This is a genomic window from Rummeliibacillus stabekisii, from assembly GCF_007988965.1.
GTDB classification, from domain to species: domain Bacteria; phylum Bacillota; class Bacilli; order Bacillales_A; family Planococcaceae; genus Rummeliibacillus; species Rummeliibacillus stabekisii.
The window spans coordinates 26,998-39,199 of sequence record NZ_BJVD01000002.1 but is presented as its reverse complement, the minus strand read 5'-3'; the positions used below and the strand labels follow the sequence as shown (position 1 = coordinate 39,199).

Below are 12,202 nucleotides of genomic sequence, written 5' to 3'. Positions count from 1 at the left end.
TTATGGGATTAATTGATCACGGATGGATAAAAAGAATAAGGTTAAAACTGATAAGATCAGGAGAGGAAATAATGAAGAATACCTTGAAATTGACAGTTATACGAAAAGCCAATTTAATGGTCAGTTGTCTACTATATAATTATGAAATTCTAAAAATTAATATATATGTTGATGAAGTGGGATAGCGGAGACTCCTTAGGGATTAGCGAGACAGGTAAGATCCCACAGGAAGCGCAGCTGACGAGGAAGCTTACCGCTCGCCCCTAGGAATGCGTAGCTGTCCCACTTCAATTTAATATGAATTAATAAAAACCTTTACAATTACACATGTTCAATACCTCAATACAAATCTATCAGCAAATGGTACCGCCAACTTCACGAATATCTTCATGATCATGTGCAGCCGCTAGTGCCGATAGTTTAATGCCTTTTACGATGGTATCTAGACTTAAGCTTGGTTGGTTGTTAGAGACGGCTTGCTCAGGGATGAAAGGAATATGGATAAACCCTCCACGAATATGTGGCGCATGATTAGCCAGATAATGCATGACGCCATAGAATAAATGGTTACAGACAAATGTACCGGCAGTATGAGAGACGGCTGCTGGAATCCCGGCTTCTCTCATATCATGCACCATTCTTTTAACTGGCAGAGTGGACCAGTAGGCAGCCGGACCGTCTGCTGCAATCGGTTCATCAATGGGTTGATTCTTCTTGTTATCAGGGATACGCGCATCATCAATATTAATAGCAATCCGTTCAGGTGTAATTTGAGTGCGTCCACCAGCTTGTCCAACAAGAATTATCACATCGGGCTGGTGCTTTTCAATGGATTCCGTTACAACTTTAATTGACTCATGAAAAACAGTAGGAACTTCTTGTGTAATGATGGTTACATCATCAATTTTTTGGCCTTCTAACTTTTTCACAGCTTCTAAAGCGGGGTTCACAGTATCACTACCAAACGGGTCAAACCCGGTAATCAGTACTTTTTTCTCCATTTGAACATTCCTCCTATTTAATTAGAAAATACATAAGAACGATATTGAAAGCTAATGCACATAATGCTGTTGGAATTTGAACACGAATAACATGATTCTTATCCTTTAAATCTAGAAGAGCTGCAGGCACAATATTGAAGTTTGCAGCCATTGGTGTCATCAATGTGCCGCAATAGCCGGCAAACATTGAAATAGCCGCTATTTGATTCGGATTTGCGCCGAATTGTTTGATCAATAACGGAATGGCAATGCCAGCTGCCATCACAGGGAACGCTGCAAATGCATTTCCCATAATCATCGTAAAGACAGCCATGCCGATACAGAATGCAAATACTACCCAGAATAAAGATGTTTCTGGTATAACCTTTGTGACCATATCTGAAACGACTTTGCCCACACCAGCAGAAGTGAAAATGGTTCCAAGTGTAGCTAATAGTTGAGGGAGTACAACTGCCCAGCCGATTGCTTCTAATAATCTTCGTGACTCTTTAATGGTGGTTTTAGGTGTACTTTTTGTCAGAGCTACTGCTGCGAGGATTGCGATTAAACATGCAATGCCCAGTGATACAAGTGTAGGGTTAGCTGGATCTAATAATTGCAGTGAGCCAATTTTTACATTAACAAATAACTTAGAGCCTATAACCGTGATAATCGGTATTAATAAGGCAGGCAGGAATAACATATTTCCAAGTTTCTTCCGGCGCTCTTCGCGTTGTCCCTCAGTCGCCTCTTCATATGAACCTTTCTTTAAACCGCCCAAGCCGACGATTAGCACCATAAGGATAACCATGATTCCTATGTAAAACGGCGGTATGACTTTGCCGAATAGTAGTGTAAGAGAATAAAGAAGATAGAATAAACCGGAGGAAATTCGGCGTGGGTTTGCTTTATCTAAAAAAGTATAGATGGAGCAACAAAACCCAATAATACCCATGATGATATAAATAAATTCAACTGAAAAAACCATTAGCTCACATCCTTTTTACTGATCGGTGGAGTGTTCTCTGTCTTGCCTCTTAGTTTCCGATCTAGCTTTTTATCAAAGAAATAAAGTCTTATTGAGTGGACGATGAAAACAAAGATAGCGGTAGGGATACCCCAAAGTGCCATCGATATAGGGTCTGCTTCAATCCCGTTTTGATCAAAGAAGCCTTTCATCAGTAAAATTGCACCGACAGCTACAAAAATATCTTCTCCAAAAAAGAGTCCAATATTATCTGCTGCTGCAGCATGCGCTCGAATTTCTTCTTTTTCTTTTTCGGGAACCTCTCCATATTTTGCTTCTGCTGCACCCTCAGCCATAGGGGCGATAAGCGGTCTAACAGTTTGTGGATGCCCGCCAATACTATTTAATCCAAGAGCGGCACCAATTTCGCGAATCAGCAAGTAGATCGTAAGGATACGGCCTGCTGTAGCGGCTTTTATTTTTGAAACAAGATGTCCCGCCTGATTTTGTAACCCGCTTCTTTCTAAAAGGCCGATGACGGGAAGTGTAACAATCAAAATAGACATATAACGATTTGTCGTAAAGGCTTCTCCAAATTGGGTAATGATTTCTTTTATAGGCATACCTGCAATTAAACCAGTTACTAAACCGGCGACAGTTACAACTACAAGAGAATTTAGCCTTAATGCAAATCCGATGATAATTAATGCAACGCCAATTAAAACCATATAAACTCTTCTTTCTCTTAGGAATTTTTTGAATATAAAAATACTAACAGATATAAAATAGGCTGAAAAGGGCTTCAGAAGTTTAATTTTAAAATAGTATTAATTATCTATAAATTATATATAAATAAAAATATTAATAAATAAATAAAGACTTTACTCTATTTTAAATTGTTTAAATCTTTAAAATAAAATATACTATAATAGTATATTGATATTTATATTAGAAAAGCTATTAAATTAATGATTTTTGCGAGGGGGAGACTTAATGGATTATTCCTTGTATCCATTGGGAGAAAATGCAATCATTATCGAATTGGGAAATGAACTAAATTTACTCACGCATCAAAAGGTACAAGCAATTTCATCTTTTTTAGAGAATCATTCATTCCATTGGATGGTAGAATACATACCTGCATTTTCGACAGTAACTATTTTTTATAATCCGTTAAAAATAATGAATAATTTAAAAGGAGAGCTCCCAAACCAGTTTGTTTGCAATGAATTACATGAGGCATTATCAGACTTACCTGTGAACCAGCATACAGAAACGAGAATTGTGGAGATTCCGGTATGCTATGGGGAACAATTTGGCCCGGATTTAGAATCTGTTGCTAAGTTGAACGGCTTAACGGCAGATGAGGTAGTTCAAATCCATTCTTCTGCAGAATACACTGTCTATATGATTGGGTTCGCGCCGGGATTCCCGTATCTTGGTGGGATGTCTGAGGAGATTGCAGCGCCTAGATTGCCATCTCCAAGATTGAAAATACCCGAAAGAACAGTTGGGATTGCTGGCAAACAAACGGGTATCTATCCGATTTCAACACCTGGTGGCTGGAATTTAATTGGCCGGACACCAGTAGAGCTATTTCAACCAAATGCCGAAACACCAAGTTTGTTGCGAGCTGGAGATAAAATTCGTTTTAAACCGATTAGCTATCAAGAGTACATAGAGTGGGGAGGGCAAGAAGGATGATCACTATAAAAAAACCCGGACTCCTCACAACGATTCAAGACCTAGGTCGGTATGGCTTTCAAAAATACGGGGTAGTTGTGGGCGGAGCAATGGATACCGTTGCACACCGGATATCGAATTTGTTAGTGGGAAATGAAGAAAATGCCCCTACATTAGAAATCACACTTATGGGTCCTCATATAGAATTTCATGAAGATACACTTCTATCAATTTGCGGTGGTGATTTATCTCCTTCAATTAATGGAGAGCCAGTTTCAATGTGGAAAACCATTTATGTGAAAAAAGGAAGCGAACTTCGATTTGGTGCGGCGAAGGGTGGATGCCGAGTGAACTTGGGGGTTGCAGGCGGATTGGCTGTACCCTCGGTCATGGAGAGCAAGTCAACATACCTTAAGGCTGGAATTGGTGGGTTTAATGGAGGAGCTATAAAACAGGGAGATAAAATTTCAACCGATTCAATTAGTGGAGTAGCACAGCACATGATGGGTCAACTGAAAAAAGACATGAGAAATCAAACATTCGTAGAAGCTGAATGGTCCATTGCATCTGAGCTCATCCCTGCTTTTAAAAATGACCAAGTGATTCGTGTGATGAAGGGACGTCACTACTCACTTTTTTCAACTTCAAGCCAAAATGCTTTTTTCTCCTCGTGTTTTGATGTTTCTGCACAATCGGACCGGATGGGGTATCGATTAAAAGGAGTTCCATTGTCGTTAGCGCAACCGATTGACATGTTATCAGAAGCGGTAAGCTTTGGGACAATCCAAGTACCTTCAGATGGAAATCCGATTATTTTGCTGGCAGACCGCCAAACAACAGGAGGCTATCCAAAGATTGGGCAAGTTGCTGCTGTTGATTTGCCATTATTGGCTCAAGCAAAGCCAGGTGATACCATCCGTTTTACAGAAATTACTCATGAAGAGGCCCAGATATTGCTTTTACAAAAGGAAAGAAAAATACAATTACTAAAAAAAGCGATAGAATTGAAATTAAACGAGGGGGAATAAACATGCTTAAGGTTGATTTGAATTGTGATATGGGAGAGAGCTTCGGCGCTTACAAAATGGGAAGAGATGAAGAAATTCTGGATTTCATCACTTCAGCTAATATTGCTTGCGGCTTTCATGCAGGAGACCCTGCGACCATTAGGAAAACGGTCCGTATGGCAATAGACAAAAATGTTGGGCTAGGCGTACATCCAGGATTGCAAGATTTAGTCGGCTTTGGTAGAAGAAATATGCAAATTTCTCCGCAGGAAGCATATGACCTTGTTGTCTATCAAATAGGAGCAATTTATGCTTTTGCTAAATCAGAAGGCGGACAAATTCAACACGTGAAACCCCACGGAGCTTTATACAATATGGCAGCAAAAAATTCATCACTCGCGATGGCGATTGCAGAAGCCGTCTACAAAGTGGATCCAAGCATTATTTTATTTGGTTTAGCAGGAAGCGAGATAGTCAAAGCAGGTGAAAAAATTGGCTTGCGCACAGCAAATGAAGTATTTGCCGACAGAACATATCAAAGTGATGGCTCACTAACATCAAGAACTGAACCGCAGGCTCTCATTACGGACCGCGAAACAGCTGTGAAAGGCGTCATCCGCATGGTAAAGGAAGGGACTGTAGCGTCACTTCAAGGTATAGACGTCCCTATCCAAGCAGATACCATTTGTATTCATGGCGATGGAGAGAATGCACTGGACTTTGCTAGTTATATTTCTAGTAGCCTGCGGGAAGCTGGGATTGAAGTAGCAAAGATTGCAAGCTTTAAGTGAATAACGCCTTGATAGTTGTGCTAAAAAAATTACATATATTCTTGAATGACAGAGGCATGGATTGTGGCACCTAATGAGCACCTACTACGCATCACTTCTTCTTGCCGCTTCCAAATAAAATTCCATCACATCTACGATAAATCGATTCAATTTTCTATCTAACTTTTTGTACATATAGCCAAAGGGATTGCGAATAAACTGCTTTTTGGTCTGTTGAATGGTTTCTTTGAAGGCCGTAAAACTAATATCTTCGAGTTGTTGTTTGCGGGATTGATATATTTCCCATTCCAGCAACGGCTTTAGTTGCTTGTACACCACATCTGCAAACCTCTTTGTCTCTGATGTATTACCTGTGGTAGAAGCTAGATAATGAAAGATTCGATTACGTATGGATGTATTGAGCATCGGGTACGTATGTTTACCGTATTGATGTTTAGGATTAGAAGATAAAGAAGGTTCTTGTTCAGTTGTTACAACCTCCGCCTTACTCTCACAAGGGGTTTCAGCTTCCTCTTGATGTGCCAAAATCGATGTGTCATGGTAGGGTAAAATAGAAAAGATGTTGGCGCCTTTGATGCCATTCATCTTTTTTGTTTGGATGCGTTGGATAATTTGAAATTCTTCTAGGCGTTTAAGCGTACGGAAAACAGTTCTTACAGAAATGCCTAAAGCTGCTGCAATTGTTTGTGCTTTTAGGTGGCAGGCTCCCGGGTAATCCAATGCATGCGAAACCATTTTATAAAGAATTGCCTTGTCTGATGGAGTCAAATTGTAGTAATGCTTGTGGATATGTTGTTCCACTACTTCGTCCATTTCTTGTACAGTTGTAAATGTCGCATATGGTGCCAAATAATCAAAACGTGCCATTGTATTCTCCCTCTTTCTGCTTTTACATGTTAAATAGAAGAAAGTGGAGAAAAGAGGACAACAAGAGAAAGAATTTTTTCGCTTTATGTGAATGATGATATCAGTCATGTTAAATAAATATATGTCTTCAATCTTCTTTCAGGTTGAAGGCTTTTTTATAAAGAAAATTTTTTCAGAATGAATTTCATGCAGAGGAGGTAGAGCAAATGAAAATACTATTGGCGCCTGATTCATTCAAAGGTAGTTTAACAGCAATGGAAGCTGCGAATGCTATGAAAGAAGGAATAATGGAAGTTGATTCAAAAGTTGAAACAATTCTATTGCCTGTAGCAGATGGTGGAGAGGGAACGATGCAAAGTTTAATTGATGCAACGAATGGCAAACTTACCCGCGTACTTGTAGAAGATCCGCTTGGGAAAAACGTCCAGGCAGCATATGGAGTGCTTGGTGATGGAGAGACATGTGTAATTGAAATAGCTGAAGCTTCAGGGCTTACTCGTTTAAATAAAGAGGCATTAAATCCGATAAAGGCGTCTTCATATGGGACCGGACAATTGATCCAGCATGCATTGAATGCAGGGTATCGTAAATTTATCATTGGATTAGGTGGGAGTGCGACGAATGATGGGGGAGCAGGCTTGCTGCAGGCTCTTGGCATTCGTTTATTAAATGATGAAGGCGCAGACCTGAAAAAAGGTGGAGGGGCATTAGCTGATGTAGCCTCCATAGATATGAATGGTTGGGATGCTCGCATTGCAGATTCTGAATTTATCATAGCGTGTGATGTGAAAAATCCATTCGTCGGTCCAAATGGAGCTTCAGTTATTTTTGGACCACAAAAAGGTGCTTCTGCTGAAGAGGTTGTTTTATTGGATTCTAGTTTAAAACGTTTTGCGAATGTGATTGAAAGAGAGGTTGGCATTGCGTTACACGAGAAAGAAGGAGCAGGAGCCGCGGGAGGTGCTGGAGGAGCATTCCTAGCTTTTTTTGATGGACAAATGAGACAAGGTATTCAAGTAGTATTAGAAGCTGTTGATTTTACTCACCATGTATCATACGCCGATCTTGTTTTGACCGGAGAAGGAAAAACAGACCTACAGACATTATCAGGAAAGGCGCCCATAGGAATCGCCCAAGCAGCCAAAAAAGCAGGCAAACCCACTATTTTAATTTCTGGAACGATTGATGAGGGTTGCCGATATAGTCTTACACCCTATTTTACTGAAATCGATTCAGTTGTAGAAGAGAGCGTCTCAACGGAAAAAGCAATGGATGCAGCCTTTGTATATTTGAAAGAGAAGACAAAAGAAGTGATGGCACGATTCGTATATAAAGAAAAAGGAAAGTAGTTCACCCCAGTGCTAGAGGGATATAGCTAATAACATTGTAAATTGGAAACGCTGAACTGAGAAGAATCAGCGTTTTTTTATTTCAATAATTCACTTAAAAATATCATTGTAAAGAATGTTCCATTCAGTGTACATTTAATGTGTAGAAATTGGAAAGGGAGGTTGAATAGTGAAAAGAATTATATTTATAGTGCTATCTATCATTGTTTTAATTACTACATTAGTCGGTATTAATCATTCATTTCACACATCAAATAAAACCCCTTTTCCAGTTGTTAATGGAGTACTCTCACTAATAAATTGGAACACGAAAAGCGATCCTATTATTATGCTTAATGGAAATTGGGAGTTTTACCCGAACGAGTTGATTGAACCAAGGGCTGACAGGGATGTATTTAAAAGATACCAACGAATACAAAAACAAATTGCAGTTCCAGGTGATTGGAAGAAGGCTTTTCCAAATAAAACAAGTAATGGTTTTGGTACATATCGCTTAACTATTAAGGTTCCTACAGATGGAAGTTACGGAATACAAGCGAATTCTATCCGAAATTCAAGCAAAATTTATATTAATGGAGTGGAAGCAGGAGGAGCTGGGCAACCAGCAGAGCAAAAAGAAAATTTTATTTATAGTAATCAAAATTATACGGTCTTTGGTAAAAGTAGAAATAAGCAACTTGAAATCGTAGTTCAGGCAGCTAATTATACTTACCATACTGGTGGCATAGTTCATCCGCTCACTTTTGGAAGGAGCAAGGACGTTACAGCAAAGCAAGAATTAAATGAATTAATAGAAGTAGGCATTATTACTGGTTTTATACTGATTGGTCTCATTCACTTTTTTACTTTTTTGCAGAGAAGAAGATATGTTGATGAATTATACTTTGCATTATTTTGTATCGTGTTGGGCATCTATAATTCAATGCTTAATAGCTATGTATTTTTCACTGTTTTCTCTTCTTTCACAGCGCATGAACAATCGCGCTTGCAGCTATCTGCTATCCATCTAGTTGTATTGTTTTTCTTGCTGTTCGTGTCCCGATTGTTTATAGAGCATACAAAGAGGAAAGTATCTCTATTTTTAAGTATCTTACTGTGTGTCCAGCTCATAATCATCAACACCTATAATCCATTAAGCTACATCATTCCATCTATTTCACTATACGTACGTCAAATAATGCTAGTAGCCATATTAGCTATCTGCTTTATCTACATTCTTCAAGTATTACTGAAAGCTTTCCTAGGAAAGAAAGAAGGATCGGATTATTTATTGCTTACGATGACAACTTTCATGTGTTACGGATTGGTATTAGGGCTTAATTTCCTGTTTGAAATTGAAGCGAAAAGCATGCTGCCACTCTTAGGCTTACTGATGATTTTTAGCTTGTCATTGCTTTTAAGTTTTCGGTATCAAACAGCATATAAACGAATACAAAACCTCTCGGAAGAACTTCTGGTGCAGCATAGATTAAAAGATGAATTTTTAGTTCGTACATCGAATGAATTGAGTACACCTATCGATACGATATTAAACAAATCTTTGGCACTTATGGAAGGAATTGATGGGCCTTTGAAGCGCTCGCAGCATGAAAAGGCTATTGCAATATATAATGAGGGAAAGCGAGTAGCGAGCCTAGTTGAGGACTTATTATTTGTTTCTAATTCAAAAAATAAAGATATTCTTACTAATCCACGCGCAGTTGATTTAAAGGTGGCAGAAGAAGTAATCGCTGAAATTCAATATATGTATGCACAGAAGATGAATGTAAAACTAATAAACCATATTAGGGATGATCTGCCCCTCATTTTTATAGATGAACAAAAGCTGAAACAAGTGCTAACTATTTTATTATCGAATGCCATTCATGCAACGAATCAAGGGACGATTACAATTGATGCAAAAGTAGTTCAAGAAGAGATGGAAATTTCCGTAACTGATTCAGGTATAGGGATTGCAAACGAGCATTTAGAACTGATTTTTACTCCTTTTTACCAAATAGATAACCATACAAATGATCAAGAAGGCCTTGGCATAGGGTTAAGTATTGCGAAAAATACCATTGAACTTGCTGGAGGCAAAATAAGGGTGGTCTCTGAAGTAGGAAGGGGTTCTTGTTTTACATTTACAGTTCCTCTATTGTCTAATGCATTACTAGAAATACAGACGGGGCAGTTAGATCCTGCAAGAGGAGAACAGCTTTACGCAGCTGCCCTTCTTTCGGAGAATAACGATAATTATCTCTCCACTATATTAGTAGTAGATGGAGAATTAGAACAACGCAGTATAATCCAACAGATGGTTCAAGCGTTGCAATATAAAGTCCTAAGTGCAAACAACGGCGAGGAAGCGCTAAATATCATTAAAAGGGAATCAATTGATTTGATTATCACGGATACATTGTTAATGGATATGTCAGGTTATGAATTATGCCAATCTGTACGAGAAGAATATGGACCAATAGAACTGCCGGTCATCTTATTACAATCCGCTAAACACACATCGAATTTAGTATTATCTTTTCAGGTGGGTGCAAATGGTTACCTTCAAAAGCCTATTCAAAAAGAGGAGTTAAAGGCTCGAATTGAATCACTCCTGCGTATGAAAAAATCAGCTCAAGATGCTTTGCATGATGAACTGAGCTTCCATTATGCTCAAATTAAACCGCATTTCTTATATAACTCACTTAATACGATTATTGGTTTAAGCTATACAGATGAAGAAAAAACACGCGAGGCACTGCAGCATCTGGCAGTCTATTTCCGTGCGAAATTGGATTATCGGAGGCCAGAAGCTCTTGTCTCACTGGAAGATGAGATAGAACTTGTGGAGTCTTATTTGGCCATTGAAAAAATGCGTTTTGGCAACAGGCTGAACGTTATCTTTGATATTGATGCAACAATTGAACTAACTATTCCTTCTATGACTATACAGCCGCTTGTGGAAAATGCAGTGCAGCATGGCATATCGAAAAATAAAAATGGTGGGACCTTGCTTTTGTCTATTCAGGAAGAGGCAGGATATATTCATATCACCATACAAGATGATGGAGTGGGAATGCCATTGGAAAAACAAAGGGAGCTTTTAGAAGGGCGAAGTAATCGTCTTGGTTTCACGAATCCGTTGAAGAAGTTAAAACTTATAAAAGGAACGGTTTTCCAATTAGAGAGTAAAGAAGGTAAAGGTACAAAAGTAACTATACAATTACCGAGGTGATAAACGGTGAGAGTCATGTTAATCGATGATGAAGAGATCGCATTGAACGTAACTGAAATGATGCTGAAAGAGTTTGATGATGTGAATGTAGTCGGGAGTTTTATGGATCCCTATGCGGCTCTAAAGATAATGGAAACATCACAAGTAGATGTTGTTTTCTTAGATATTGAAATGGGTGATGTGCATGGGATCCATTTTGCCTCATTAATCACAAAGAAATTCAGCCATGTCCAAATTATAATGGTAACAGCCCATCCCCAATATGCCCTTGAGGCATTTGATGTAGATGCGGTTGACTATCTATTAAAGCCCATCAATAAGAAACGCCTGCAAAAGGCTATAGAGAAAGTCCGTCGTTCAATCGGGAAATCGGATGCGAATACAATGGAGGATACGGTCTCTTTCTATGCTGAATCTCTGGGGAGCTTTAATTTAGTAGATGACAAACAGAATCCCTTGAAATGGCGTACCAAAAAGGTGAAAGAGCTTTTCCTATTCTTATGGATGCGAAAGGGAATTCCTGTCCATAAAGCCATCGTAATGGAGAAATTATGGCCTGACACAAACCAGGAAAAGACAACAAGTCTCCTTCACACAACGGTTTATCAGCTGCGAAAAAAGTTCAAAGAAAAAGGAGTGGAAAATGCCATTTCCTTTAATAATAATCACTATACTTTGAATGTATCGGTACGTAGTGATATCAAAGAGATAGAGAAAATTACCAAAGCCCAACAGCTATTGCCCTCTGATACCGAAAAACTCCTGCTACTCTATAAAGGTGACTTTTTAGAAGAGGAAGACTTTATATGGGCACTATCATTTCAGCATCAGGTAAGGCAGTCCGTATTACGTTATATGGAAAAGTGTATATCTTTTTATAAAGATAGCACATTGGTTGAAAGTTGTTTAAAGAAAATGCTAGAAATCGATTGTTACCAAGAAGAATATATGTATAAATTGCTAGTATTCTACAAGCAAACGAAAAATATGAGCGAAATGAAAAGATATTATAAAAACATAGAAAGCCGATTAGAGGAAGAATTGGGAATTGAGGTCCCATTGAAAATCAAAGAGCTCTATCAGCAAACTATTTAGCATAAAAAATAACACTTACTACTATTAATAAGGTAGTAAGTGTTTTTTGTTCAGAATTTGTTCAGTGGCGAAAAGGTATTGTGGATAAGGTATTTCTGAGACGAATAATTCATCCATAGAGATTTTGTAAACTATTATGCCTAACTTAGCAATACCGACGTATGTTGGAACATGCTATAAGGTGCTAGAGTTTGGTAGCGATCAAGACATTGATGCTATCTTTAGCACCTTGAAAGAAAAATAGTTATA

The 12,202-nt window shown here is 38.5% G+C and carries 10 protein-coding genes; 6 read left to right on the top strand and 4 right to left on the bottom strand.

Annotated features, from left to right (window positions below):
- Positions 1-353: 353 nt before the first annotated feature.
- Genes pcp through RST01_RS05980 form a run of 3 tightly spaced genes read right to left on the bottom strand, consistent with a single transcriptional unit; the run spans position 354 to position 2,675 of the window.
- The gene (gene pcp, locus RST01_RS05990; RefSeq protein WP_147195166.1) at positions 354-1,001 is read right to left on the bottom strand and encodes a pyroglutamyl-peptidase I; all 648 of its coding nucleotides are present in this window, start codon (positions 999-1,001) and stop codon (positions 354-356) included.
- A 13-nt stretch (positions 1,002-1,014) separates the two neighbouring features.
- Entirely contained in the window at positions 1,015-1,968 is a 954-nt protein-coding gene (locus RST01_RS05985; protein WP_147195164.1) for a DUF979 domain-containing protein, read from the bottom strand.
- Entirely contained in the window at positions 1,968-2,675 is a 708-nt protein-coding gene (locus RST01_RS05980; RefSeq protein ID WP_147195162.1) for a DUF969 domain-containing protein, read from the bottom strand. Before RST01_RS05980 ends, RST01_RS05985 begins: the two co-directional genes overlap by 1 nt.
- A 265-nt stretch (positions 2,676-2,940) precedes the next feature.
- Between RST01_RS05980 and pxpB the strand changes: the two genes are divergently transcribed.
- The 3 genes from pxpB to RST01_RS05965 are packed head-to-tail and all read left to right on the top strand — an operon-like array spanning position 2,941 to position 5,428.
- On the top strand, positions 2,941-3,651 hold the full coding sequence (gene pxpB, locus RST01_RS05975) for a 5-oxoprolinase subunit PxpB (protein ID WP_147195160.1): 711 nt from the start codon (positions 2,941-2,943) through the stop codon (positions 3,649-3,651).
- Positions 3,648-4,658, top strand: coding sequence for a 5-oxoprolinase subunit C family protein (locus RST01_RS05970; protein WP_147195158.1), 1,011 nt, complete (start codon positions 3,648-3,650; stop codon positions 4,656-4,658). The genes pxpB and RST01_RS05970 overlap by 4 nt, the downstream gene beginning before the upstream one ends.
- A gap of 2 nt (positions 4,659-4,660) precedes the next feature.
- Positions 4,661-5,428, top strand: a complete 768-nt coding sequence (locus tag RST01_RS05965; protein ID WP_147195156.1) for a LamB/YcsF family protein — start codon at positions 4,661-4,663, stop codon at positions 5,426-5,428.
- A gap of 84 nt (positions 5,429-5,512) precedes the next feature.
- On the opposite strand, the gene RST01_RS05960 is transcribed toward RST01_RS05965, so the two are convergent.
- Entirely contained in the window at positions 5,513-6,295 is a 783-nt protein-coding gene (locus RST01_RS05960; RefSeq protein ID WP_184117522.1) for a helix-turn-helix domain-containing protein, read from the bottom strand.
- A gap of 206 nt (positions 6,296-6,501) precedes the next feature.
- On the opposite strand from RST01_RS05960, the gene RST01_RS05955 reads away from it, so the two are divergent.
- The 3 genes from RST01_RS05955 (at position 6,502) to RST01_RS05945 (ending at position 11,953) form a co-directional block, all read left to right on the top strand.
- Complete coding sequence (locus tag RST01_RS05955) at positions 6,502-7,644, top strand: glycerate kinase (RefSeq protein ID WP_147195152.1); 1,143 nt, start codon at positions 6,502-6,504, stop codon at positions 7,642-7,644.
- Positions 7,645-7,813: 169 nt separating this feature from the next.
- Positions 7,814-10,858 (top strand): ATP-binding protein, encoded by a 3,045-nt coding sequence (locus RST01_RS05950; protein ID WP_147195150.1) that lies wholly within the window; start codon positions 7,814-7,816, stop codon positions 10,856-10,858.
- Between the two features lie 15 nt (positions 10,859-10,873).
- Entirely contained in the window at positions 10,874-11,953 is a 1,080-nt protein-coding gene (locus tag RST01_RS05945) for a response regulator (protein WP_244946670.1), read from the top strand.
- Positions 11,954-12,202: the final 249 nt, after the last annotated feature.

Excerpts from the sequence above, each read along its gene's own strand:
- RST01_RS05955 (WP_147195152.1), top strand. The coding sequence starts at position 6,502 with ATGAAAATACTATTGGCGCCTGATTCATTCAAAGGTAGTTTAACAGCA.
- pcp (WP_147195166.1), bottom strand. The coding sequence starts at position 1,001 with ATGGAGAAAAAAGTACTGATTACCGGGTTTGACCCGTTTGGTAGTGAT.
- RST01_RS05970 (WP_147195158.1), top strand. The coding sequence starts at position 3,648 with ATGATCACTATAAAAAAACCCGGACTCCTCACAACGATTCAAGACCTA.
- RST01_RS05985 (WP_147195164.1), bottom strand. The coding sequence starts at position 1,968 with ATGGTTTTTTCAGTTGAATTTATTTATATCATCATGGGTATTATTGGG.
- RST01_RS05980 (WP_147195162.1), bottom strand. The coding sequence starts at position 2,675 with ATGGTTTTAATTGGCGTTGCATTAATTATCATCGGATTTGCATTAAGG.
- RST01_RS05960 (WP_184117522.1), bottom strand. The coding sequence starts at position 6,295 with ATGGCACGTTTTGATTATTTGGCACCATATGCGACATTTACAACTGTA.
- pxpB (WP_147195160.1), top strand. The coding sequence starts at position 2,941 with ATGGATTATTCCTTGTATCCATTGGGAGAAAATGCAATCATTATCGAA.
- RST01_RS05945 (WP_244946670.1), top strand. The coding sequence starts at position 10,874 with ATGTTAATCGATGATGAAGAGATCGCATTGAACGTAACTGAAATGATG.
- RST01_RS05965 (WP_147195156.1), top strand. The coding sequence starts at position 4,661 with ATGCTTAAGGTTGATTTGAATTGTGATATGGGAGAGAGCTTCGGCGCT.